Genomic DNA, 26,028 nt, shown 5'->3' on the forward strand with positions numbered 1-26,028 from the left:
AATAAGTACCCTGGCTAAAACTTGTGTCAAGAACCAAAAAGGGAGATTATTATGAACATTAAAGAAACCATAAAAGCGTCTCCATCTTATCGATGGTTTATTCTGGCTAATGTATCAATTGGTACGTTTATGGCCACTTTGGACAGCAGTATTGTTAATGTGGCCTTGCCCACCATGTCATCCCAGCTAAAGGTAGAACTTTCTACCTTACAATGGGTGGTAACGGCCTACCTTCTTGCCATTTCCAGTTTGCTCCCGATTTTTGGCCGCTTAGCCGATTTGCTTGGCCGCAAACGGGTTTACTTAACCGGGTTTCTAATCTTTACTCTCGGCTCGGCTTTATGCGGTTTTTCGAACAATGTCTGGATTTTAGTGGGTATGAGAATTATTCAAGCCATAGGCGCGGCCATGATTATGGCCAATGGGCCGGCGATTATTACGTCAACCTTCCCGCCTCAGGAACGCGGGCGGGCCTTGGGCTTGGTGGGAACGGTAGTAGCTTTGGGAGGCTTGACTGGGCCGGGTGTCGGAGGAGTCCTGGTCGGCCTGGCTGATTGGCAGGCCATCTTCTTTGTCAATATTCCCATCGGGATTTTCGGCTTTTTAGTTGGGCAAGTAATTTTACCCACAGATAAAATCAAACGGGAAAAGGAAAGTTTCGACTTTCAAGGAGCTGCCTTATTTACCCTGGGGATGATTAGCCTGCTGTTTGCCCTGAATAATGGACAAGACTGGGGCTGGAGCAGTTTACCGATCGTCAGCGGGCTCATCCTGGGGATATTCTTCCTTGCGCTCTTTTTTGCAGCGGAGCATCGTGTTGATTATCCGATCATTGATTTATCCCTGTTCCGGATTCGACCTTTTCTGGTTGGAAACCTATCCGGGCTTTTATCCTTTATTTCTTCTTTTTCCAATACCATGTTAATGCCTTTTTACCTTCAGCATATTTTGAACTTCGCGCCAACTAAAGTCGGCTTGATTATGACCTCTTTTCCCCTGGTTATGGCCGTGGTTGCCCCGATCAGCGGGTATATCTCAGACCGGATCGGCCCCATGGCTTTAACAACCGGTGGTTTAATCCTGTCTGCATCCGGACTATTTTACCTGTCCACGGTCACTGTCTCCTCCACCGTCCTCCATGTTATTCCCGGACCCATTCTAATGGGTTTAGGTGCAGGGTTGTTCAATTCGCCCAATAATGCCAGTGTCATGAGTTCGGTGCCTCCCACCAAGTTAGGGGTAGCCGGAGGAATCAATGCTTTGGTAAGAAATGTCGGGATGGTTCTCGGAATTGCTTTTTCGGTTACGCTCTTTGAAAACAGGCAGGCGGCTGTGCTTGCCGCTCGTCCGTTTCCCAGTGTATCCGACCAGACAACTGCCTTTATGTCCGGATATCATACGGTGTTAATCATTGCCGCGGGCATAGCCCTGGCAGCCGCAATTATCTCACTGAACCGCCGGGGATATGCCCGCAAACAATCTACATGATAAACTTCACCTCATGCTCACATCCGTCGTCCAGCAAGGTTAGAAACATATCCTCAATTTCCTTGCCGTCCACAATCAGCCGACTGACACCGATCATTTTTCCGTTCGGATTCTCCACCTGAATATGATAGAGCGCCGTGTGGTAACGGTAGGTGAGTCGATATCCCGGCCAGTGCTTGGGCAGACAGGGTTTGAGCGTAAGCTTATCTCCCGTCAGCATAAAGCCCAGAATTCCCTCCAGAGCCGCCGTGTACATCCAGCCTGCGGCCCCCGTATACCAGCTCCAGCCGCCTCGCCCCACATGAGGATGGATGGCATATACATCTGCGGCCATAACATAGGGTTCCGTCTTATAACGACTGGCCTCACTTTCCGTGCGGGCATGGTTAATCGGGTTAAGCATCCGGAACAGGTTATACGCCTTCTCCCCTTCCCCCATGGCTGTAAATGCCAGAATGGCCCAGATGGCGCCATGCGTATACTGGCCGCCGTTTTCGCGCACTCCGGGAACATATCCTTTAATATAGCCGGGATCAGGCTTGGAACGGTCAAACGGCGGGGTAAGAAGCAACAGAATTCCATCCTCTTGTTTGAGAAGGTAATGCTCCAAGGCCAGCATGGCATCGCTTATGCGGCTTGGCTTAGCCAGCCCGGAGAGTGCCGCCCAGGACTGGGCGATAGCATCAATCTGGCACTCTTCATTCGTGCGAGACCCCATGGGAGTCCCGTCATCGAAATACGCTCTTCGGTACCAGCCCCCGTCCCACCCATGATGCTCAATACTCTCAAGCAGGAACCGGGCGGTATCGCGGTAACGCTCTGTCCGCTCTAGATCCTTTCGTCTTTCACACACAGATGCAAAACGGGTAAGTATAATTACCAAGAACCAAGCCAGCCAGACGCTTTCTCCTTTTCCCTCGCGGCCGACTGCGCTAAATCCGTCATTCCAGTCCCCGGTTCCAATTAAGGGCAGCCCATGCTCACCCCAGCGCAGGCTGTGCTCGATCGCCCGCACACAGTGCTCATAAACGCTACCGGACTCCCCTGATACTTTGGGAATGGCATAGCGTTCATCTTCCTCTTCTCCTAACAACTCTTGCTCTAAAAACGGCACGTCTTCATCCAGGATCGCATAATCCCCGGTATGTTCCAAATAATCCGAAGTCACATACGGAAGCCAAAGCAAGTCATCGGAAAACTTAGTCCGTATCCCTTTGCCTTTTTCCGGATGCCACCAGTGCTGAACATCCCCCTCCAGGAACTGGCGCCCGGCATGGCGTATAATCTGAGCCCTAGTTAAATCCGGACGGGTTAGAACAAGAGCCATCACATCCTGTAGCTGGTCCCTAAAGCCAAAAGCTCCGCCAGCCTGATAGAAAGCAGAACGGGCCCACAAGCGGCAGACTACGGTCTGATACAAGAGCCAGCGGTTTAGAAGAATATTCATGGCCGGATCCGGAGTTTCCACTTGGACCGTATTTAAAAGGCCGTCCCAAAATTCACGGACCTCCCGATAGGCAGAATCTGCCTTTTCGGCCTCTTGATAGGTGTGTAACAACTCCCGGCCCCGCTCAAGATTTTCACTTTCCCCCAGAAGGAAATATACTGTTTTTTCTGTTCCCGGCTCAAGCGTCACTTCAAGCTGGAGCGCGGCACACGGGTCATACCCTGCTCCGGTGCCAAAGCCCAGTTCAAGCTGATGCAATGCCTGAGGGTCAGACAAACTGCGGTTGCGTCCGATAAACTCCGTTCGGTCTCCCGTGTATGACCGCACGCGGCTCCCGGCCGCTCCTAAAAAGGCACTCCTTCCGGCAAATTCCTCCTGATAACTGTTACGGGCAAAAAGGGCTTGGGTTTGGTCATCAAATTCCGTCACGATATAAGGGGCGGTAAATTCACGGGCTACGCCCAAAACCCATTCCGTATAGTAAAATACGGAAATGGCCCGCTTCCTTGGGCTGTCATTGGTAAGCTTAAGCCGGATAATTTTGAGCGGGGCATCCATCGGAACAAACAACAATAGTTCCTGCTGTAGCCCATGACTGAAATGCTCAAAGACAGTATATCCTTGGCCGTGCCGGACCCTATAGCTTTCGCGCCCGCGAACCGGACCGGGCGTGGGGGACCAGAAGGCGCCGGTTTCTTCATCCCGGAGATATATAGCTTCCCCATGAGGGTCAAGAATAGGATCATTGGACCAGGGAGTGAGCTTGTTTTCCCGGCTGTTTTGTGACCAAGTATAACCGGAACCGGACTCTGAAACCTGAAATCCAAAGTGCGGATTGGCAATCACATTGAGCCAGGGCGAAGGAGTATATTTACCTTCCGCCAGTTCGATCACATATTCCCGGCCGTCAGAACTAAATCCACCATACCCGTTGGCCATGATTAAATCTTGCATTCTCCCGGTATTCCCATGATTAGCCGGCTCTGACGCATACTCGGCCGTTTTTTTGACCCAAGACGGTGCAGTCTTGCTGAGACTTTGACCCCTTTTGTCCTCCCGTACGAAGGGAATTTTTCCTTTACGCCGAAGTTGTAGTGCTGCCGAACCTTCCCGTCCGGAGAAAGTCAGAGCGGCGACACTATGTAATAGGGTAATATCTTCCGGGGAAAGATTGTCTTTCTTCAGCAGAAAGACTCCACCGGCACTGTTCATCTGGGCATGCCCGGATAAAATAAGATCCCGCAAAGAGTCATTGAGTGCTTCCACATAGCCGCTAGGATCTTCGTTTAGGAAAACCAAATCGGCTTTTAGCCCTTTCAGGCGCCAGTATTCGTGGATGGTTAAAAGCTGGCGGGCCAAAGCTAAATGATCACTTTCCTGAATGACGGCCAGAACAACCGGCAAGTCTCCCGAGATGGCATATGGCCAAAGGGAAGACTGTCCCTTACGATTGCGGGTCAGATACTCTGACGCTTCCCGCCGTTCCGGGCTCAAATAGAGAAGTTGGCCTCCGACAATTAAGGCAAGATTAGCCATAGCCGGGCTTAAATTTAAATGCCTTAGCTCCATCTGGGTGTGAGTCCAGGTTAATTCGAAGGCGCGGTTGACCGCAGCCGGATCCCTGTATTTCTCTGCCAAACTGATCACTTGCGCCCGTGACTCAGCCACTCCAACTGCAAAAGAGACTTTCACGGTCTGCCCCGGCTTGACCCGCACCCGTTGTCTTAGACTCATGATCGGATCCAGTACTGCACCGGTCGTATTGGTTAAGGGATGATTCGGTTCCAAGGCCAGGGGAGCTTTTAAGTTCCGACCCCGTCCCACAAAACGGGCCCGGTCGGTTTCATATTGGAGAGCCCCAATGCTCTCTCCCTCAACCGCAACTGAATGCATTAACCAAGGCCGGGACTGGTCATCACGGCGCGGGCGGCGCGAAGCCAGTAAGGCTTGATGATAAAACTCCGTTTCAATAAACAAATTGCCGAAAACCGGATGAGCAATATCCTCATTCATCCCTGCAAGTACCACTTCAAAGTAGCTCGTAATCTCCAAAATCCGGTCATGGCCGCTGTGATTGGTCAGACACAAACGCCTGATTTCTACTTGATCCTCAGGAGAAACCACAATCTCGGTCTTGGTTGTGATATTTCCGTCTTTGCGGCAAAACTCAGCCCGGTCCGGAGCGAAATTCACCTGATAATCTTGCCCTTCCTCTCCCAGCGGTTGCATCGTGGCTGACCAGACGACACCGGAATTCAGATTTTGAATATAAAAATACAGGCCCCAGTGATCCCGAGTCACATCCGAACGCCAGCGCGAGAGCGCAAGCTCCTGCCAGCGGCTGTACCCGGAACCGGCGTTGGTCAGCATCACCGAATACTCCCCATTGGAAAGAAAATGCGTGACCGGAATTTTGCTTTCACTTCCGCTGAGCGTGATCTGATTTTTACCTTTGAACGATTCAGGCGGTTTTTTCGCTACATAAATACTCTGTTCCTCTGGGAATGCGAAAATATTCTTGGCCGGAAGACGTTCTTGCAGAATCAGTTCAGTCGCTTGAACCATCGCTTCCGCATGAAAACGACGTTGCACACTGTTTCCGGTTAAAACATTGGTTAAGGCCAATAAGCTCATTCCCTGATGATGCGCCATGTAGCTTTGAACCACCCGGTACTCGCGCCCGGCCGGAACCCTTTCATCGGTATAATCAACGGCTTCATATAAACCATAGCGCCCGCCGAACCCGAGTTCTTCCATGCGTTTGAGGTTACCCAGTGCCTTTACCGGGGAAACCATCAAGGCCAAAAAGCTGGCGTAGGGTGCAATGACCAAGTCTTCTTTAAGGCCTCTCTTTAGTCCCAGCCCCGGTACTCCGAACGCCTTGTACTGATAATTCAAGTGGGCATCAAAGGCATAAAAACCCGACTCGGAAATTCCCCAAGGAACTTTTCTTTCTTCGCCATACCGTTCTTGCACCTTGACCACGGACGCATACGTTTCATCAAGCAGCGTTCCCTCATAATTGCGCATCACTAAAAGGGGCATCAAAAATTCGAACATCGTCCCGCTCCAGGAGACCAGGGTTCTATGGCCATGGACCCGCGTCATCGAACGTCCTAAGCGAAACCAATGGCTTTGCGGGATATCTCCCCGCGCAATGGCGATAAAGCTGGCCTGACGCGCTTCCGATGCCAGCAGATCATAGTAGGATTTATCTAAAGTCCCATCCGCAAGCCGGTAGCCGATTGAAAATAGCTGGCGTTCCTGATCATAAAGCGGAGTAAAGTCCGTATCCCGGGTCAAAGTGTTTAAACGGTGCTGAAGAGAGCGGATCGCAGCCAGCAGACCTTCCACAAGCGCAAGTCCCTCTTTTGCTTCTTGGCTTCCAGACTCCGAGAGCGACCTGTATTTAGGCTCAAGTTCCAACAAGCTGATGCTTGCGTTTAATTCCGAAGGCAGCTCCTGGGGATTAGTGCTTAGCCAAGGATAAAGCCCCTCTAATTCCAAGCGGAAAGCCTGAATCATCCGTTCCAGCCGCTCAACCCAATAGACCCCTTCCGGTCCTAGTCCCGCCTCTGCTTCTGCTAAAATCCCCAAAGGCCATTTTAGCAAAAGTTCATACCACGACCTTGGAGTAAGATGAATTTCCTGAGCTATCTGCCTCAGGCCCTCAGTAAAGGGATGAAGCTTCGACTTCAATACTTCATGGATTTTTAAGCTCTCCTTCACGAGTTGGTAACAGTCCTGTAATCCCTGCACCAAATCCGAACTGATTACAGGAGTACTTAAAGTTTCTTCGAGCCCATTTTTTAGGGTCAAGAAATAAACCACCAGATTGCCGCTGTCTACGGTTGACACATACTGCGGCGGCAAGGGCGATAATTTCCGGGTATCATACCAATTATAAAAATGTCCCCGCCACCGATCCAATTTTTCCAACACACTTAAAGTATGGTCTACCCGTTGATACAGTTCATTTAACGAGATATAACCCAATTCCCTGGCCGCGAGGTTAGCGAGCAGAGCCAAACCCATATTGGTGGGTGAAGTCCTGTGTGCGACCCCATTGGGAGGATTGATTTGAACATTATCGGGAGGGAGCCAGTTTTCCTCCCGGTTGATATAATCTTGAAAGAAAACCCAAATTTTTAGCGCGTACCGGCGCAGGCTCTGTTGGTCTTTAGGTGTAAGGGTTTCTTGTTTGGTTAAATTAGGCAAACTGATGCGGTATGCTATCCAAGGGGAACTAAGCCATAACAGGGCAAGCGGCGTAAACTGCCATGCCGGACTTGTTTTCAGGCTAAGGGCAAGGATAAAATAAAGGATTACTCCCGCCAGGGACGGTCCCATTAAACGCCACGAAGTCCTTAATTTTAAATCAAGGCGGCGTTCCGCAGCTGCCGCTGTTTCCCATTCCAGCATTTTGCGGTGGGTAAGATGTTGGCGGATTAAGCTTCTAATCGCTGCATCCAATTCAATGTAGGCCGTATATGGCAAAAACAAAAAGTTAAGCCCTGCTTGAATCACCATTTCCTCTAACTCGTTCTTAAATTCCTGCCTTCTTAGCTGAAAACCGGCAACTAGCGTAAGGAGGTGAAGCAGAACCGGCCACAAGAGGTTTAAGCCGACGAATCCTACCCAAAGCCACGGATTCCCGGGTAGTACGGTAAAAGCCAAAAAAATCAAAACTAACTGGGCCGGTGCCTCCAGACTGCGGCGTAAATTATCGAAGATTTTCCAACGTGCAATCACCTTAAGCGGCTGAAAAATCCAGGGGGATATCTGCCAATCCCCTCTGACCCAACGATGCAGCCGGCGCATATAAGCATGAACTTTAGACGGAAATCCGTCTACCAGCTCAATATCAGTCACTAAAGCCGTCCTGGCATAAATCCCTTCAATCAAATCATGACTGAGTATGGTATTCTCAGGAAAGACCTCGGCTGTGACCTGGTGAAAGACTGCTGCATCATATATCCCTTTGCCGGTGAAGCTTCCTTCTCCGAAGAGATCTTGATACACATCAGACACGGCGGTTGTATAAGGGTCCACCCCTCCTTTGCCGGCAAAGACACGGGCAAAAAAAGATGCCCCTGTGCTCGGAATCGAGACTCCGATGCGCGGCTGCATGAGGGCATACCCCTCAACCACCCTTCGTTTGTCCGGGCTCAAGACCGGTTTATGCAGAGGATGAGCCATCGTTCCGATCAGTCTATGCGCACTTCCGCGCGGAAGTTGAGTATCACTGTCAAGGGTAATGACATAACGGATCTTGGAAAGAACGTTTAACTCCCCGATTCGCACGGAATAACTAGTAGCTTCATCTTTCTGCAGAAGTTTATTGAATTCAATTAGCTTCCCTCTTTTTCTCTCCCAGCCCATCCATACCCCTTCAGCCGAATTCCAAAGCCTTTCACGGTGAAGGAGGAAAAAGCGGTCTGGGCCATATTTAGCATTTAACGCTTTAATTCCCTCGATCGCTGATTGTAATATTTCCTGATCATCGGGCATCTCCTTTGCCGGAGCATCCGTAAAATCTCCGAGAAGTGCAAAGTGCAAGTGGGGATCCTGGTTGGCGAGAAAGTTTACGTGCAGTTGATCTAATAGTTCTTGCACCCGTTCAGTACTAGGTAAGAGCGTCGGAACCACAACTATCGTTCGCAGTTCGGGGCCGATCCCTTGACTAAGGTCTAATTTCGGCAAAAAGGCAGGAGTCAAAAGTTGTGCTACCAGCCAATTGACGGATGTAACAGCAATCGAACTGAGTGGAATAAGCAAGGCCAGTCCGGTAACAAGCACAGCATCCGCCGTACTTCGAGTAAAAACATAACTCAGGAATGGATAACCCAGAAGAAGCATGAACAGGATCATTCCACCGAAATAGGTTATTTCGGGATGGGTACGCACCCAACGTCTTAGCACACACCAAAACCGGTGTATACTTCCCCACTCTTGCTCTAAATGAGCCTCTAAGCCTAAACGGTCCGCGCCGATCAAACTATAGCCGATATGGGTTGCCGCTTCACGCTCGCCTTTATTCAGCGCACTTTGGGCCCTCTCGATGATTTCCCGTGCAATCTTAAGTTCCGAAATTTTGAAACGGCGGGCCAGTTTTTCAATTTCATGCCGGTATACATCCCTGGAAGCAAAATCCATTTTACTATAAACCCCGCTTGGATCTTGTTCCAAGACTTTTTGCACAGGGCTCACTTCTTCAAAAAAACGAGGCCAGTTTTCTTCCGCTAAAACACGCAGCGAAGTGATGGAATATCCCATTGACACTTGGCACATGGCCTGACGTTGGCGCTCGCTCCGGGCCAATTCATCCATGGAAACATCCTGTTTGCCAATGGTTTTATCCAACCAGCGCCATAAGGGCAGTCCGTCCACTCCCCACTCCCGCATACGCTCGACCAATCTTTCCGCAAATGCAGGTGAGATTTCCAGTAATGGTTCGGATTTAGCTAAAGCTTCCTCCCACTCTTCAGGATTTCGTTCTATATTAAAAAAAGGATTCAGCCACTGATCGGCTGCTTCCCGCTCCTTTTGCGTATATAATATTTGTTCCGCCAGTCTCCGGATGTTTTCGATTAAAACAATACGCAACATGATTGGTAGAGCCCATAACTCCCCGCTCGACAAGGGAATTTCAGACTGATAACTGTTGATAAAATCCTTAAGAACCTCCCGCTGCAATTGGCTGTCCGTATGTTCCACCAATTCAACCATTAAGGAATATACCCTTGGCAGGCCTTCGTAAACCCCCGCGGCAATTGAAGTCAGTTCTTTCTCGTAGCTGCGGGGCAGGTTTCGCATAATTTCAAGTCTTAAGTCTTTGATAAGATAGTAATTATCCAGAAACCACTCGGCAGCCGGCACCATTTCGTGTCTTTGCTCTACATACTGAGTTATTTCAGCATGGGCGTTTTTAAGAAAGCGCATATTCTCCTGCACGCGCGGGATCAAAGATTTTCTAACCTTCCCTTTACCGGAATGGACATGAAGACGGGCGATCTCTAAAGCATGCTGCACCAGGTCATCACGGTTGAGGATAATATCACGCAATGGTCTGTCATAAAATGTCCAACTCAAACTCATAGGATCTCTCCAATTTAAGATTAGGATTAATTACCAGTATGAATTATAACCATTTCTCCCTACTTCATGCGTTTCTCAGTACTTTCTGATTGGTATATAAAGAAAACTTGGCTTGCGCCCGATACTGCCGGTGGCAGTATCGCACTTGTTAGCCTTTCAGGCGCAGGCGGAAGCCCGTTAGTCCGTGGAGGACTAACGCACTTGTTTAGTTGCACTTATGCACCTTCGAAGTTATACTTTTCTATCCTGATATGCAAAAAAAGCTGCTATTGCAGCTTCTCTAACTAAGACAATTATGTTTGAGCGATTACCCGAACCTTTCTTCAAATTCCTCAATACTTATTAAGATCTGCCGCGGTTTACTCCCCTCATATCCTCCCACAATCCCATGTTCCTCAAGCATATCCATTAAACGCGCGGCGCGTGCATATCCGATTTTTAGCCTGCGCTGCAAGTAAGAGACAGAGGCCATCCCACTCGTAATTATAAGACGGGCGGCATCCCCGAATAAATCATCCTCTCCCGTATCGCTCATACCGGCTGCTCCCTGGCCGTTGAAATCTACTTCGAGGTATTCCGGCCGGCCTTGACTTTGCCAGAACTTAATCATTCTATGTACTTCCTCGTCTTTAACTAAGCATCCTTGAACCCGCAGAGGCTTATTCAACCCCTGAGGGGAAAACAGCATATCTCCCCGGCCCATGAGTTTTTCTGCTCCGGAACAGTCAAGAATTGTCCGCGAATCAATTTGGGAACTGACAGCAAAAGCGATCCGGCTGGGAATATTCGCCTTAATCAGGCCTGTAATCACATCAACGGACGGACGCTGGGTTGCAAGAACAAGGTGAATGCCCGCCGCCCGCGCCATTTGGGCCAAGCGGCAAATGGTTTCTTCTACTTCACCGGCCACCAGCATGAGATCTGCCAGTTCATCGATAATTACAACGATGAACGGCAAGGCCGGAGCTTCCCGCCCGCCCTCATGCACCTGGTTATAGCGTTCAATATCCCGTACTCCCGCCTGGGCAAAGAGTTCATAGCGGGTCTCCATTTCTTTTACAAGCCATTTCAAAGCTGCAGCCGCCCGCTTCGGATCCGTGATCACCGGAGCCACCAGATGCGGTATTCCATTATACAGGCTTAGCTCCACCATCTTAGGGTCAATCAGGAGAAACTTTACTTGCGCCGGTGTAGCATTATAGAGTACAGAATTAATAATCGAACTGATACACACGCTCTTGCCGGCCCCGGTCGCTCCAGCAACCAATAAATGAGGCATTTTCCTCAAATCTCCGACCACCGGCTGTCCGCCAATATCTTTACCCAGTGCAACTTTAAGCACGGAAGAATGGTTTTGGAAGAAATCCGTTTCAATGACTTCTTTAAACCCTACCATTTGGGGTTCCTTATTGGGAACTTCGATCCCGATCGCTGATTTTCCGGGTATAGGGGCTTCAATCCGTACATCTTTTGCAGCCAAAGCGAGAGCGATGTCATCAGCCAAGTTAACAATCCTGCTGATTTTAACTCCGGGAGCAGGCGCTAATTCATAACGGGTAATCACCGGGCCCTTATTTACTCTAATGACCTTAGCTTTAATTCCAAACTCTTGAAGCAAGTTCTCTAACTGCTGAGGGCTATTGTCCGGAATTCTCTCCACCAGCACCGGTGGCACTGATTCCAGCAATTCCGGTCCCGGCAGCCGCCAGTGCGGGTTCTTGGGAGGCACCAGTTCGGCGAAATTAGCATTAGCAATATCCGGGCTTAAATTTAAGGCTTGAGCAGCGGCTGGCTCTTTAACAATCATTTTTTCTTCGCTATTAAGACTTTCTTTAATTTTAACGTTTTCTTGGATATTAATCTTTTGGTTATTTATATCAGTTTTTTCTTTAATATTACTTTCTTCTTTAATACTAATTTCTTCTTTAAGATTAAGTTTTTCCTTGATATTTTCCCCAATAGTTTCCCCAATAGTTTCCTCTAAGGCACTGTTTTTTAGGCCCTCTCCTAAAACTTCCAGATCAACCGTTGCAAAATATTCTTTCATCCCTTGCAATGCCGTAAGTTTCGGAGAGAGTCTTGGAATAGATTTTTTACCTTCTCCAAAGTAAGAAGGAAAATCACGTCCAAGTTCTGGGATGCTTTCCTGCCCTGTTCTCTCTGAATCCATCTCAGTCCAGTCCGGAGAAGAAAAGTATTTATTAAACCCTTTTAAAGTAACCAGTTTACCTCCGGGTATAGGAATTTTCTTTTTCTCAACAGCCGCAGCCCGTTTAGGTGTCTTTCTCACAGACTCCCGCTTTGGCTTAGCCCTGTCTTTCTTTCCGGCCTTAGACTCCATACTTCCAGATGAGGGCCAGAAAAAAAAGGATAAAACCAAAGCAATAAAGGGACCGGCCCAGTCAAAATTACCCATCAATAGTTCAAAAAAATTAAAAATACCGCTTCCTAATTTAGTAATCTGGAAAGCGCCCAGCAACCCAAAAACCCCTATAAAAGCTAAAGCGATACTTATTAATCTCGACCAAAATAACCGTCGCTCATTTTTAGCCATAGCTCCCACCTCCATATCTCCTTATCAATTATCGGTGATGGCCGAAGGCTTGTAAAGTTTAATTTTCAAGTGCCGGTAAATGAATAAAAACAGCCGTATTCCTGACTCAATGAATAACAGCTGTTTGGCAGGTTGAGTAAACTGATTTGTTGTCCGGCAGCTAGTAGCTTAAAAGGATACCGTCCCGGTTAGGAAATAAATAGAAGGTTTCCTGGGCGATTTCCCCTGAATCATTCATGCGCACTTGGCCAGAGTAAAGAAAATCATCTTTTCCCCAATATCTTAAATCTACAAAATTAACCGTTCTTTCTTGATCATATTCGGGAACGACATGATAATATGGTGTAAACTGATCAAACACTTCGGCTAGCGCACCGTCCATGGCTGTCGCAATATAAGGATCTGCCTGGTCCCAGTTCGGCAAAACCCGCTCAATTTGAGGATGATGTCTGCGAATCGTACCGATACGAACTTGATGATCCTGGACAATTAAAAAATTCCAACTAAAAGGCTTATAAAGAGCAGGTAAAATTTTAACCTCTCTTTTATTTTGAAGTTTATAGATCCTCATTATCATTTTCTTAAGTTGCTGACGTCCGTATTGTTTGGCTATAAGATAAATGACACTTAAAGCAAAAGCGGAGACAGAGGCCTGAAGCGCATATTGAGAATGATTAAGAAACGCTGCCGCTAAAAAGAAGGAGAAAATCACCGGGTCACTCAAAGTAATCATGTTCAGTGTAAATTTTTTCTTGGTAAAAGGCCAGAGTAACTGAGCGCCGAATGAGTTTAGCACATCAATCAGACCATGAGAAAGCGTACCTGCTAAAGTCCAAAAAAAGATGGAGTTCCAGGAAGTTTCCGGATAAAAGAAATGGAGAAGAGAACTAAGGCCTAGTGACATAAGGCCTAATGCAGGCAAAGAATGGCTCTTGCCGCGGTGTTTAAGCAAATAATTTAATCTGCCTTTCAAATGGGATACAATATCTAAATCAGGCATCATCGCACCCAGAGTGGCCCCAATAAAAATAGGATCATTAAGATTGAATGGGTGCCCGGCAATCGTACTTACAGCAGCTCCAATTAAACCATGTGTAATCGGATCCAGTTTGCTCCACCTCCAAGTGGGACTATTTTTCAAACCTCTTCCATTATAACATACTCAAAGGCAAAACGAAGTTGAAGATTTTACTATTTTTTAAGAATCAAAAAACGCCTTCTATTGGAAGAAGGCGGCTAAAAACCTCAAATTCTTTAACCGTAAATATTGTTCACTTGCTCCAATGCGCCGCCACTTGAATCGAATTATTTACCCGGCTGATTCCTTCAATATGTTGCACCAGTGCTTCGGCAATCTCTCGATCTTCATCCGAATACACTTCGCCGGTAAGAAAGGCAATTCCGTTTTGAACGACAGCCCGGACCTGAGCCGAGTTTAAACCATGCCGACCAAGCTTGGCTACCAACTGCTCAGTCAGGCGCAGATCTTCTCCTTGGGAACGGTGACGGGTGAAGATCTCACTCACCACTGCTTTGACTCCGGGAACCCGGTAAGCTGTCTCCACCGCCCACTCCAATTCCTCCTGAGTATCTACCAGACCGGAAAGCGTAACGACTCCTTTATGAGCGGATGTTTTAATTTCCTGGGCATTAACCCACGGAGAATCAACCATGGCATCTTCCACTCTATTAACCAAGGAAGCATCATCCACATCCTTATCCAATAGTTGAATCTCACTGCGAATCTCTTTAACTCCCCGAGCCTGGATTGCTAATCTCTCAGCCAGCCTTTCCGTACCCCGTGTATCCGCATGACCGAACAGAGTAACAACTCCCCGGCTCACCCGGCAGCCAAGCTTATGAATCCTGGAATCCCTTGATTGTCCAAATCGTCTAAGGATGTCGGCTTCAATATCCTTATCATCTATCTCCCCGTCCAAAGATACTGTTAAACTGTTGTCTAACGTTTGGACCCCGTCAATCCGGGAAACCCTGTCACCGATGAAATTTTTCTCAGCTAAGCTGTCGACGGTGCCCCATAAGTTAATCTGGTCACCACGCACTTCATAGCGGATACCCTCTCCGCTTTCCCCGAAATGCGTTTGGATCAATTCCCTCAAATCTGCAAGTATTTCTTTCTCGGAACGCTTCTGCATTAATCTCCCTCCAGTACGCTTATTTTCTCACCGGAGGAAATTTTTATCCAGCTAAAGAAGTTTTCAATGTTCTTTTATCCTTGAATCGTTCCAAAGTCTAGATGAACTTGGTCTTAAAATATATCTCCAAGTTATTTACTACCGCTTCCGGAATGGGCAAATCTCCTATTCTCACCTGACTGAAAGGACCATGGTAATCACTGCCCCCTGTAACTATAAGCTCTTTTTCTTTTGCCACCTTTTCATAATGATTCATTAAGGTTTGCCGGTTTTCCCAATACCCATAATAGACTTCAAGCCCGGTCGTACGGGCTGCCAGGAGTTCCCTGACCAATTCCTGTTTCCGGATAAGTCCTGGGTGAGCAAGGACAGGCAGCCCCTGGCAACTGTAGACTAAATCAACTGCTTCCTCATAAGGATGTTTAAGGAAGGGCAGGTAAGCTACTCCTCCAGGCTGAAAGTAACTTAGGATCTTCTGCCCGGTAAGCCCTTTATTCATATGGTAAAGCACCCGCATGATATGAGCCTTGCTCACTGCCCCTTCAGAACTGGCCTCCTGCTCTACCTTTTGCCACTCTAGAGCAAAGCCGTCCTGTTGCAAAAGCTTTACCATGTCAAAGGCCAATTGCGTTCTAAAGTCGCGCAACTCTTTCAAGCGGCTTTGCAAAAGGGAATTTTCAATGTTTGCGAAGTATCCCAAAAGATGAATTTCCTGGCCCTTATACGAAGTCAAAAACTCCACGCCCGGGATTATTTTTAAACTTGAGCCAGATGCTGATACAAGTTCTTGCGCTTTCCCGACTCCCTGCGTGGTTTCGTGGTCTGTAAGCGCCAGAACATCTACTTGATTGTCAAGGGCAAGCTTTACAATTTCTTCTACAGAATGAACTCCATCAGATTCCTCAGTATGCACATGCAGATCAATTTTCACCAAAAGCGCTCCCCTCTGCCGGGTTAGACTAACTTATTTTATTTTGAACCATTGTTAGGCTATTCTGGCTTTCAGACATAAAATCCTGCTTATTGCTTCTTTTAGCTCAAAATTTTTGGGGAACAACTTTTACTTAGCCTAATACTTTTAAGAGGACAAAGTCAACTTTATTAACACACTTTCATAAACAAATATTGGTTAGCAAATAATTAGCAAAATAATTAGCAAATAATTTATACATTATTTGTAATTATTATTGACACGCTCTGTGATTTCAGTTATAATTCAATTCGTCACTATTTTGGGAGGGAATACAGGGGATTAGTTTAATGGTAGAACAGCGGTCTCCAAAACCGTTAGTGTGGGTTCGACTCCTGCATCCCCTGCCAGAGGAAACACAGACGCCGCAAGGATTTGCGGCGCTTTTTGTTATTTTGGGGTTTATAGTTTTTAGCCCAAGTTTGACAGCATCCTAGCAATACCAAGGGTTTGTGGGTGTGAGTTTGCACTACATGCTAATTAACCCCGCCCCGCGATTACCGGCGAAGACGCACTGCTGTACACCAAACTCGTTTTTACAGCGTTTCAGAATATCTGGAACCGTATTCTTATCCGGAGTCTCACCGGAAAAGACCTCATGAGTGATTGGCAGACCATCCGGTGTCACTAACAAACCAAGCTCTACCTGCTCCAGATCAGATCGGTGGGTACGGGAGTACCCATGCTCCGCAATCGGGTTCAGGTCATCAATCGAACCAACGACCCGATTTTGTAGGAGTGACTCAAGTTTAAGGATAATCTGCTCGATTTCTTTATCGGAGTAGGCATCAATGTTGCCCAAGCTGGCAATACGGCGCTTCTTGACAGTTTTTCCTTCCCGGTATGATTGTCTGCTCTGCCAGTTCCCAATCCCCAGTGTCTCCACTCCGGCAATCCCAAACGGGGTATAAAGGGAAGCATTGAAAAACCCGGTCTTCTCTAAAAGCTGTAAAAAAACGTAGAATAATTCTGGTCCGACGGAATGCTGCAGCACCTCGCCTCATAAGCCTCACAGACCCGGCTCTTTTCCACGATCTCCGGCTGGCCCTGGGGATTTCCGGCTTAATAGCGAGATGAAAGTTAGGCTCCCAGGTAATTTCAATTTGGAAGGGGTCAATATAAAACTTTCTTCTGTAGCACGCGATGTCTTAAGCAAATCCGGCTATGATTGAGGCCATGATACAAGGGCAGGAGAATCCGGAAACCCTTTCTGAAATGGCTAAAGGCAAGCTAAAAAGCAAAAAGGCTGATCTTCAAAGGGCCATGCATGGTTTAATGGGTATACATCAAAAAATCATGCTGGATACTCAACCTATCCACCCAATTGGTGCTGAGAGCTCACGACAGTCAGAGCTTCATCGTCTCGTCTAAAGCGAAAAGCTAGTGGAAAGCCTTTTTGTCGAAGACTCCGCTGACTTGGTTTTGCTGGTTACCTCTGGACAGAAATTTCTTCAGCTACCCACATTCGTACGACTTGTTCGCTGGGCCGCAGCAAACTTTCGATTATAGCTAACTCACTACACCATCCCCTCAGCTCTTGCCGGAATCCTCGGAATTCTACGAGACCCCGTGATTAATTCTTCTAAGTCCTCTAAGTATGGTATACAACAGCAAGGCACATGCCTCAACAGCCGCGATCACTATACCCATCGGAACCGCCGTATTGCCGCCCCCCAGGCCCACGAGGGGAGCCAAAACGGCTCCGAAGATAAAGGGAAGGAGACCAAGAATAGCTGAAGCACTCCCGGCCGCGCGGCCGTAGTTCTCCATGGCCAAAGAGGAGCCCGCTGTTCCTACGATGCCGACGCTTGACACCACGAGAAACAGAGGCGGCAAAATAGCAGGCAGCCCAGCACCCAGCAAGATCACGGCCAGCAAACTGATGCCGCCCGTCGCGGCCAGACCGAGGCCCGTGACAAAGAGTTTCGTCAATCGAATCCGGCCTGCCAGTCTCCCGGTGATTTGTCCTGCCAGGATAATGCCCAAGCCATTCGTGGCAAAAATTAGGCTGAACCTCTGTGGAGAAACTCCGTAGATGTTCTGGATGACAAACGGTGAGCCTGAAATATAGGCGAACATGGCAGCACTGACAAACCCCTGGGGCAAAGCATATCCCATAAACTCGCGATCTCTGACGAGGACGCGGAATGTGGTCAGCGTGTTCGTGATTCCCGCTTGAGAACGTTGTTGCACAGCCAACGTCTCCGGCAAACTGAAAAGAACACTCAGGAACATCACGGTTCCAACCAGGAACAGGACGGCGAAAACCCCGCGCCAAGAGGTAAATTGCAGCAGTTGCCCCCCTATAATGGGTGCCAAAATAGGCGCAGCACCGTTGACCAGCATAAGTTGGGCTGTGAATTTTGTCATTTCCGCACCGGAGTAGAGGTCCCGGACAATAGCCCGGGAAATCACTATTCCGGCAGAGCCCGCCAGCCCTTGAACGAAGCGGAGAATAATTAAGTTCCAAACCGAAGGACTCAGCGCGCAGAGGAGGGAAGATGCCGCATATACGACCAGTCCCACCAGAAGGGGAAAACGGCGGTCACGAACGTCACTTTGCGCTCCGGCCAGCAGTTGCCCTATGGATAGACCAAGCAGGCAAGCAGTCAGACTGAGCTGGGCAATCGATGTGCTAGTGTGAAGATCCCCGGCCAAGGACGGCAGGGAAGGCAAATACATATCAATGGATAGGGGCGCAAAAGCTGCCAGCGCTCCCAATACCAAGGTTATCCCCAATTTACGGGTTCCCGTAAATTGGGGCAGACCCCTGCTGAGACCATATTTATCGTTGTTCATCAAATCTTTTGACCACCCTTAGCTGCCATGCGTCCTTATGATTTATGATATTTCATGTTTCAATGTTTCAAGCCTTTGACGGCCTTGCTTGTTTCGGTAATTATTCCTCATCATCCTCAAATTCGATCAGCACGTTCTGCGGCAAAGCCAGCTTGCCCGCGATCTCTACCTCTTTAATAATCGCGGTAGGCACCGGGCAGGCCGCATGCTTACAGTATTTACGCGCCAGGTGAAAAACCGGGGAATCACCGACTTTAGCAAAGCACTCCTTAAAGGCGTCCACCTGTGTAAGCTCTTTCTCCATCGGTTGCAAATTCGGACATTCCGTTTTAAAAATAATATCTACCTGACGCCCATTCTGGGAACTTGCTGAAATTTCCGAGTGAAAACCGCAAATACCCGCCTTGACTTTGGCCACCTTCATCGTTTATCCCCTCCACCAAAATATCAAGAGCCCAGGCTAATCCGTTCGACGCGGCACAACCTGCCTTCGAGGCAATGTATCGCATGATCGTGATACCACCTTGCCTGATCCGCCCAATACGGGACAAACTCTTGTCTAAGACACCCCTTCTTGTCCAGGACCATCCTAACCCATCTTCGCCCCGGAGACGACTTTGTTCATAGGGCAATTTCCTCGCAAAGTGCAAAAATCGCAATGCTTCTGTCCATTGTGCTCAGGCAAGTCGTTTCCAACTCCCATCACCATACTCACCGATTTTCGGGGAAGCATTAAGTTTGAATCGTTGAGACTCAACCCGATTCGCTCCGGTTGCGCTATACGGAACAAAACCTGTTGATCCTCCAGTCTCTTCCAGTAGGAATGTCCGGGTCCCAGCGGAATGGAGGTTTTCAGGCCCAATTCGAGATACTTTTTTTCCATTCCACTCAAGGCCATAGAACTTCCCAGGGCAATGAACGTGGATCCCACAGAATCCAGAACATAGGCCCGAGAGATGTTCCCACTCTGCTGGTACAACGATATCTGTTCATCAATTTTCGCGCCGATCGTCATGACGAATATGAGCAGCTTCTCTGCTGATCCGGCGCATTTTACCAAAAGCCTGCTGGTAAGGCGTAATCCGCCCTTTAAACGCAACTCGTTCCTGCCGGCGCCCTCCACCTCTACTTCAGTCCAAATCGCCCTGGGTTCCACTAAAGTGGTCGACTCTGCCAAGACGTCCTCATAAAGGTCCACTATACTCTGCCGGGGAGGGTGTTGGCCGTCATTTCCCTCAGCCCGCAGGACATCCTCAACCCCAACCTCCGGCAGCGGTAGATTCCGGATTACCGGTTCCGCCATTGTTCCTCCCCCTTATCCAGAAAATCAGAGGCCAGAAGCCAAAGGCCGGAAAAAAGTTCAACGATCGGACCCTGACCATCCACAGCCTCCAAAAGGCCCAATAAACTCCATGGCCTCCCAAGTCGCTTCGGGATCACTAAGAGGCATCCAGTGAGCGGTACAGCGCTCGCAGTCCCTCAATGTCCATGCCCTCAAACAGGCCGCTGTTCGTCCCAAGTATAAATCTTTTATCCCGCGCAAGTTGTTGAGCGGAGTGGAGCAGCTCCTGCCGCATAACCGGATCTCCGGCCTTTTCAGCATCACCAGCATCAAGATGGCCCCAGAGGCAGAGACTGTTGCCCACTTTGGCCTGCAACCTGCTTATATCCATCCCAGAGGCGCGGTCCACACAGTGTAACCCGGCAAAGCCGGCTTCGATGACATCCTCAACGACGTCCCAATAGCGGCCATCGGAATGATAAAAGACAGGCAGGCCACTCCTCTCAGCTAGCGCAACCTGTCTGGACAGGGAAGGGAAAAAATATTCCCTTAGCACGGATGGTTGAAGCATGAGGCCTTTGCTGAAAGCAATGTCATCCGCCAGAATGATGCCATCGATTCCACTTTCGGCCAAAAGCCGGATGAGTGATCCGTTCAGTTCCTCTACAGAACGAATAAAGCCTTTGAGAATCAAAGGGGATGAGCGGGGCAGAAGGAGAAATTCCTGAAAGCCCATGGTGCGCAGACCCCACTCGAATGCTCCGTCGAGCAGAGCAAAAGTAAACAGGGAAGTCTCTGTCGTCCATTCCTTCAGCGCCGGCCACACTGTCTCACCGGAGGCGGGCAGGCGTTTTCCCTGCTCAGGATAAATGGGAGAGAGTGTGAAAATGTCCAAATTCATTACGGCCACAAAGGCACGCCTTTCCTGGAAGCCGACCTCAGGGCAGTTTAATGCCTTTTGAATGAGGGAGTCAGCAATACACAACTCCCCCTTGGGAACTCGCTCCCTCACGCCCTCCGCAATGCTCCGGGCAACCCACTCCCGTTGACTGTTTTCCTTGCGTTTATCCATATCCGCCACTTCACTCACACCTATTCCTAAACATAACTGGAAAAACCAACGTGACCACAACCGGGGGCAGGCAGCGAAAGGACAACCAAAGACTCTTGGCATAAACCCCTACTTGTCGCGCTTATGGGACTCATCAAATTTACCGGCCTCAAAAGCCTTATGAAGCGAAATCTAAACCTTTTGCTCAAAAGACAGGGCATCAATGAATTCCTCTTGAAAGCCCTTATCACTGGACAGTTCAATGTGTCTGGCCTGTCGGGCGAGACTGAGCGCCCGCTCTTTCTCTGCAACGGAGAGAAGAGCCATTTTGGCCCCATCGCCGGCCGCATTCCCAATAGCGGCAATTCTGTCAAGCGGCACGAGAGGCAAGAGCCCGATACCCAGAGCACTTTGCTTCCCGATATAATTGCCAAAAGCTCCTGCTAAGAAAACACGATCGATTTCCCGGACCTCCGCTCCCAGCTCCCTCAAGAGAACCCTGATCCCAGCCATGATGGCTCCCTTAGCGAGTTGCAATTCACGCACATCTTTCTGGCTGATCACGAGGTCTTCGCCTGTTGCCGAATCCTCGCCCCAGACCAGGACAAACTCCGCTCCCCCACCACTGCCGCGCAGGCGCCTGCGCACCAAAGGGGGGAGATTTTCCAACTGGGCTTCCTTAGCGGCAAGTCTCCCGGAACTTTCCACAACTCCCACCCGCACCATTTCAGAAAGTGCATCGATCAGACCGGAACCGCAAATCCCGCGGGGTTTGGTCCCACCGATCACGCCTACTTCGACGTCTGAGGAAATATGCACTCGCTCGATCGCGCCTTCTGCGGCCCGCATACCGTGCTTGATCTCCGCCCCCTCAAAGGCCGGCCCGGCCGCTGTGGAGCAGGTCAAGATACTCCCTTTACCGACCAGGACGATTTCGCCATTCGTCCCGATGTCCACCATGAGATTCACACCCTGCAGACGGTCGGCTCCACCGGCCAGCATGACCCCAACGGTGTCTGAGCCGACGTAGCCAGCCACGTTGGGCAAGACCGTGACGATGGCGGTTGCAAGAATGTTTAGTCCCAACTCCCCGGCCTCAATCTCCACCGCCTGCTGAAAGGCGGGAATAAAAGGGGCCGGAGCGAGAAAGGATGGATCAATGCCCAGAAACAAGTGGCTCATGGTCGTGTTGCCTACCACAACGGCCTGGTAAATTTCCTCGGGGCTTACCTCACATTTCCCGGTCAGTTGGGCAATGATCCCGTTGATACCGCCAACCACTTTCTCTTGCAATTCTTGCAACGCCTGCGGACCTCCAGCAGCATGCGTGATCCTGGCAATGACATCGGCCCCGAAAATATTCTGAGGATTTGTCACTGCCCCGCTCGCAATGACCGTTCCGCGATTCAAATCCACCAAGTAGACGACCACCGTCGTCGTACCGATATCGATGGCCAGGCCATAAGAGCGATCGCGGGTATCCCCAGGCTCCACTGCGAGCAGTCTTACACCATCCAGCACCGCCGTCACCTTAAACTTGCCCTGACGCAGCTTTTGTGGTAAGGAGGCCGCCACCGGACGGCTGAACGGAACATCTTCAACCGGCAGTGCCCTGACAACGCGTTCCCAGTCTGCACCCTGATCCCCAACCGTCGGTTCCTTCAGATCGAGCGCAAGCTTGCGAATACCCGGCGCGTGCGCCCTAATTTTCTCTGAATCATGAAAACCGGCCTTGCGGTCGTAAGCATCCTTTTGCTCCTGCAAGACAACAACGGCATCTTCCGACAGAATGTGCTGACAAGCCAAAACCCACCCCGACTCGATTTCGGCCGGAGTGAGAAACTTCTTTTCCGCAGGCGTTAGATTAACCCCTTTGTCCGCCTCCCCTGTCTGCAACCGCACCTTGCACTTGCCGCAGGTTCCTTTGCCTCCGCAGGTACTTTCCACCTGGACTTCAGCCGCTATCGCCGCCTGAAGAATGTTGCTGCCATCCTGTACACTGACCGTTTTGTTGGAAGGCAAGAATTTTACCTCAACCAAGATGTTGCTCCTTTCTGCCCAGAGACGCTTAATCTACCCCTCGCCGCTAATATCAATCTATTATAAATCGATTGAAAAAATAAAAAACCCTATTTCGCCCCAAATTACGATATGGGGAGATGCCTCAGCCGACAAACTCCCCATATCCCTCAAGGGTCTCAGGTACATTAGGCAGAGTGCGCAGAACCGCGGGCAGTCGTAAATATTTCATCCGCAATTTTCACAGCATCACTCGCATTATGGGCAAAATAATCCGCCTTGACATAATTCTTGACAGCTTCGTCGACATAGTTGCCACCAATGATCACAGCAACTTTTAAGCCTGCTGCCCGGATTTCCTCAATAATCTCTTTCATGCCTTCTTGGCAGGCAGTCAAGAGAACACTCATCCCAACCAGGGGAGCCTGACTCTCCTTTAAAGCCTCAATAAATTTTTCTGCCGGAACATCAATTCCTAGGTCAATCACATTATATCCGGCGCCTTTTAACAGCATCACGACAATGTTCTTGCCAAGGTCATGAACATCCCCCTTGACCGTTCCAATGACAATACTGCCACGATGCTGTTGATCCGCCCCTGCCAGATGCGGCTCTAGTACAGCCATTGCATCTTTCATGATTTCACCGCACATGACTAATTCACTTAAGAAATAATCCCCGGATTCAAAACGCATACCAACTTCTGTCATTCCTTGCTGTAAGTTGTCCACAATTGCCAAAGGGGCAATTCCGGAATCCAGGCGAGTCGTAACTAGTTCCAGCACCTTCTCGTCTTCCAATTCCGCAATCGCGCTCGCTAGTTCATCAATCAGTGTAGCCATATTAACTATTCCTCCCAATTTTAGATGATATCTGTGCAGACCGCATTTTAACGGTGAACCCAGTACCAGAGGTAGACGTAAGCAAAGGCGTCTATTTTTTCCCATTCCTTTTTAACGCCCTCCAAGTTACCGGCAATCAGCCCGAACTCTTTGGCTTTTTGCTCCCAGGGGATACAAACTCCTGGAGGGTTGCCCTTGGTTTCATTTTTTTTCGGCATATCCGTCATTATCATTACCTCCCCGTTCAATAAGTTCCAAATTCTCTAGCTGCTTCGATAAGGGCTGCAATGTTTTCCGCTTTAACATCCGCTTGCATAACTCCAGCGCTATCAATGATAAAGGCCCCATCTGCGGCATAGTCATTGAGCAGACGCTTGACATATTCTTTGACTTCGCCCGGCTTGCCATAGGCCAACAGGGTATTGGGGACATTGCCGCTCAAACAGAACCTTCCACCGAGTACGGCCTTGGCTTTAGCCATATCTGTCTGATCGACATGGAAAACGATACTGTGATCAGGCAGCTCGGCAATCTTCTCCAAGTAAGGCGTCCAGTTGCCCTCGGCGTAGAACAAAGTCTGTTTTCCCAGCTTCCACATGCCTTCAATGACCGCCTTGAGTGATGGCCAATAGAAAGTATCCCATTGCTTGGGATTGAGGAACGGATAGCTTCCGCGGTGCAAGGGCATGAAAGCGGGTAAAGATGTGTCCCCACCGGATGTGGCCATTCCGTAGAAAATATTGTGAGCCACTAAGACTTCTGTTGCCGCAAGGACTTTATCCGGGCGCTTGCGGAGATCCATCATGATCCCTTTGAGGCCCCGCAGCGTATCACCCAGAGTATCAAAAGGAGCCTTGCTGAAGCCTGCTATTGACAAAGGCATACCGAAATCTTTGGCCCAATGGGCTCCAGCCTGTTGCGAAGCGCCTGTGCTCATCATCATGGCTGCTGTTCCCTTAATCAAAGCCAAATTGGCACGGTATGATCCCGGTTCGGCAAATTCCTCATGAATCCGTGGCAGATAAGACTCCAAGATCCATTTGGTCGGGTCAGCAATAAAGGCATCATAGTCATCAGCGAGCATATACTCGTCTTCAACATACTGAAATTGCCGGTTTTCTTCCAGTTCGCGTCCCGCAAACTTCAGGTATTTAGCTCCGACGGCATCATGCTGTCCGGCCCACCAGAGGCTGGGAGTCCCTCCGATAACATCCATATCAAAATCAGCAAGGATCTTGTCGACAGCAGCAATATTTTTATCCAAATCATAATAGATATCCTGCAAAGTAATGCCTGCATAGGCTGCCATGAATTCACTTAACTGCAAACGGATCGGAACCTTGTCCGGTTTTCCTCCTTTGAGGGCAGTTGTGTAGCGATTAAACCTTTCTTGAAATAGTTCTTCTTTGCCCATTGACTTCCGGCACCTCCAACATTTATTTTCTGGTTTCGGTCCTAGAACCACAATACTCTTTTATCCATTATCACTTCCCCTTTTCCAGGCCGCTAAAAAATGCATTTCGAAAACCTAGTCTTCCAAACTGTTGTTGCGGAAGGCTTTCAGGTAATTGCGGGAAAAGCGATCCTTGTTGAGAAGTAAATTTGAGGCTATCAGCGCACTGGTAATTTTGGTGTCAGTGGGATCCATGATGGCGGCATCCATCCCATGGCTCATACAAATGGTAAGGAAATTGCGGTTAATCAATTTGCGTTTCGGCAGAGAATGAGATACATTGCTCAGACCTGATACCGTTTTGACATTGAACAGTCGTTTAATTTCGGTCAGGCATTCAAAGAAGATTACACCGTTGTTGCTGTCTACAGCTAGGGGCAGCACCAAAGGGTCAAAATAAACCTTCTCTAAATCAACATTTTGTTTCTTGAGGATGTCCACGAGTTGACCGGCGATTTTGATGCGCTCTTCGGCAGTTTTGGGTATTCCGTTGTCATCCATGGTCAAAGCAATGACAGCGCAATCAAATTCCTTGATCAGAGGCAGCATCCCTTCAAGCCGGCTGGTCTCCATGCTGATTGAATTCAGCATTGTCTTGCCTTGAGCGACTTCCAAGCCTTTCCTGATCACGTCCGGGCTCACACTGTCAATGCACAGAGGCACATCTACAACTTCCTGCACGGCGCGCACGACCCACTCCATGTCGTCGATTTCGCTGTTCCCTTGCGCAGTATTGATATCGAGAAAATCCGCTCCGCCGGCAGCCTGTTTCTTCGCCAACTCTTTGATGAAGTCGACATCTTTGTTCAGGATAGCTTCCCTCACGGACGGAATTGCACTGTTTAACTTTTCTCCAATAATAAGCATCG

Annotated in this window: 17 protein-coding genes and 1 tRNA gene; 3 read left to right on the forward strand and 15 right to left on the reverse strand. The window is 49.0% G+C overall.

The annotated features are described in order from the left end of the window. The first annotated feature begins 51 nt into the window (after window positions 1-51). Window positions 52-1,488 carry an MFS transporter gene (locus tag J0X21_RS02965; RefSeq protein ID WP_206810494.1) on the forward strand — a complete coding sequence of 479 codons (1,437 nt, stop codon included), beginning with the start codon at window positions 52-54 and terminating at the stop codon, window positions 1,486-1,488. Here the strand turns inward: J0X21_RS02965 and J0X21_RS02970 are convergent. From J0X21_RS02970 to J0X21_RS02990, 5 genes are all read right to left on the reverse strand, one after another. Beyond that, window positions 1,481-10,033, reverse strand: a complete 8,553-nt coding sequence (locus J0X21_RS02970) for a GH36-type glycosyl hydrolase domain-containing protein (protein WP_206810496.1) — start codon at window positions 10,031-10,033, stop codon at window positions 1,481-1,483. The two genes, J0X21_RS02965 and J0X21_RS02970, sit on opposite strands and share 8 nt — an antisense overlap. 307 nt (window positions 10,034-10,340) lie before the next feature. After that, entirely contained in the window at window positions 10,341-12,587 is a 2,247-nt protein-coding gene (locus J0X21_RS02975) for a DNA translocase FtsK (protein ID WP_206810498.1), read from the reverse strand. A gap of 160 nt (window positions 12,588-12,747) precedes the next feature. Then, the gene (locus J0X21_RS02980; RefSeq protein WP_236006045.1) at window positions 12,748-13,728 is read right to left on the reverse strand and encodes a metal-dependent hydrolase; all 981 of its coding nucleotides are present in this window, start codon (window positions 13,726-13,728) and stop codon (window positions 12,748-12,750) included. Between the two features lie 130 nt (window positions 13,729-13,858). Beyond that, window positions 13,859-14,743 carry a BON domain-containing protein gene (locus J0X21_RS02985; protein WP_206810500.1) on the reverse strand — a complete coding sequence of 295 codons (885 nt, stop codon included), beginning with the start codon at window positions 14,741-14,743 and terminating at the stop codon, window positions 13,859-13,861. A 97-nt stretch (window positions 14,744-14,840) separates the two neighbouring features. Further along, a complete protein-coding gene (locus J0X21_RS02990) occupies window positions 14,841-15,674 on the reverse strand; it encodes a PHP domain-containing protein (protein ID WP_206810502.1) in 834 nt (277 codons plus the stop codon). Between the two features lie 315 nt (window positions 15,675-15,989). Here J0X21_RS02990 and J0X21_RS02995 point away from each other — a divergent pair. Next, window positions 15,990-16,063 (forward strand) — tRNA-Trp (locus J0X21_RS02995). A 119-nt stretch (window positions 16,064-16,182) separates the two neighbouring features. Here J0X21_RS02995 and J0X21_RS16160 read toward each other — a convergent pair. Further along, window positions 16,183-16,707: a hypothetical protein gene (locus J0X21_RS16160; protein ID WP_407947621.1), complete on the reverse strand. Its 525-nt coding sequence runs from the start codon at window positions 16,705-16,707 to the stop codon at window positions 16,183-16,185. Between the two features lie 170 nt (window positions 16,708-16,877). On the opposite strand from J0X21_RS16160, the gene J0X21_RS03005 reads away from it, so the two are divergent. Further along, window positions 16,878-17,084 carry a hypothetical protein gene (locus J0X21_RS03005; RefSeq protein WP_206810504.1) on the forward strand — a complete coding sequence of 69 codons (207 nt, stop codon included), beginning with the start codon at window positions 16,878-16,880 and terminating at the stop codon, window positions 17,082-17,084. A gap of 186 nt (window positions 17,085-17,270) precedes the next feature. On the opposite strand, the gene J0X21_RS03010 is transcribed toward J0X21_RS03005, so the two are convergent. From J0X21_RS03010 to J0X21_RS03050, 9 genes are all read right to left on the reverse strand, one after another. Further along, the gene (locus tag J0X21_RS03010; protein WP_206810506.1) at window positions 17,271-18,512 is read right to left on the reverse strand and encodes a multidrug effflux MFS transporter; all 1,242 of its coding nucleotides are present in this window, start codon (window positions 18,510-18,512) and stop codon (window positions 17,271-17,273) included. 100 nt (window positions 18,513-18,612) lie between these two features. Next, a complete protein-coding gene (locus tag J0X21_RS03015) occupies window positions 18,613-18,936 on the reverse strand; it encodes a DUF6951 family protein (protein ID WP_206810507.1) in 324 nt (107 codons plus the stop codon). 165 nt (window positions 18,937-19,101) lie between these two features. Beyond that, window positions 19,102-19,815: a Vitamin B12 dependent methionine synthase activation subunit gene (locus J0X21_RS03020; protein ID WP_206810508.1), complete on the reverse strand. Its 714-nt coding sequence runs from the start codon at window positions 19,813-19,815 to the stop codon at window positions 19,102-19,104. A gap of 136 nt (window positions 19,816-19,951) precedes the next feature. Beyond that, window positions 19,952-20,866: a uroporphyrinogen decarboxylase family protein gene (locus J0X21_RS03025; RefSeq protein ID WP_236006050.1), complete on the reverse strand. Its 915-nt coding sequence runs from the start codon at window positions 20,864-20,866 to the stop codon at window positions 19,952-19,954. A 171-nt stretch (window positions 20,867-21,037) separates the two neighbouring features. Continuing rightward, complete coding sequence (locus J0X21_RS03030) at window positions 21,038-22,885, reverse strand: ASKHA domain-containing protein (RefSeq protein ID WP_206810519.1); 1,848 nt, start codon at window positions 22,883-22,885, stop codon at window positions 21,038-21,040. Between the two features lie 167 nt (window positions 22,886-23,052). Then, window positions 23,053-23,706 carry a cobalamin B12-binding domain-containing protein gene (locus J0X21_RS03035; RefSeq protein WP_206810527.1) on the reverse strand — a complete coding sequence of 218 codons (654 nt, stop codon included), beginning with the start codon at window positions 23,704-23,706 and terminating at the stop codon, window positions 23,053-23,055. A gap of 47 nt (window positions 23,707-23,753) precedes the next feature. Next, window positions 23,754-23,933 carry a hypothetical protein gene (locus J0X21_RS03040; protein ID WP_206810529.1) on the reverse strand — a complete coding sequence of 60 codons (180 nt, stop codon included), beginning with the start codon at window positions 23,931-23,933 and terminating at the stop codon, window positions 23,754-23,756. 17 nt (window positions 23,934-23,950) lie between these two features. Then, complete coding sequence (locus J0X21_RS03045) at window positions 23,951-25,120, reverse strand: uroporphyrinogen decarboxylase family protein (protein WP_206810530.1); 1,170 nt, start codon at window positions 25,118-25,120, stop codon at window positions 23,951-23,953. A gap of 114 nt (window positions 25,121-25,234) precedes the next feature. Then, complete coding sequence (locus J0X21_RS03050) at window positions 25,235-26,026, reverse strand: dihydropteroate synthase (RefSeq protein ID WP_206810532.1); 792 nt, start codon at window positions 26,024-26,026, stop codon at window positions 25,235-25,237. Window positions 26,027-26,028 lie beyond the last annotated feature (2 nt).

Origin of the sequence: Paradesulfitobacterium ferrireducens (genome assembly GCF_017310645.1) — a bacterium.
Classification (GTDB): Bacteria; Bacillota; Desulfitobacteriia; order Desulfitobacteriales; family Desulfitobacteriaceae; genus Paradesulfitobacterium; species Paradesulfitobacterium ferrireducens.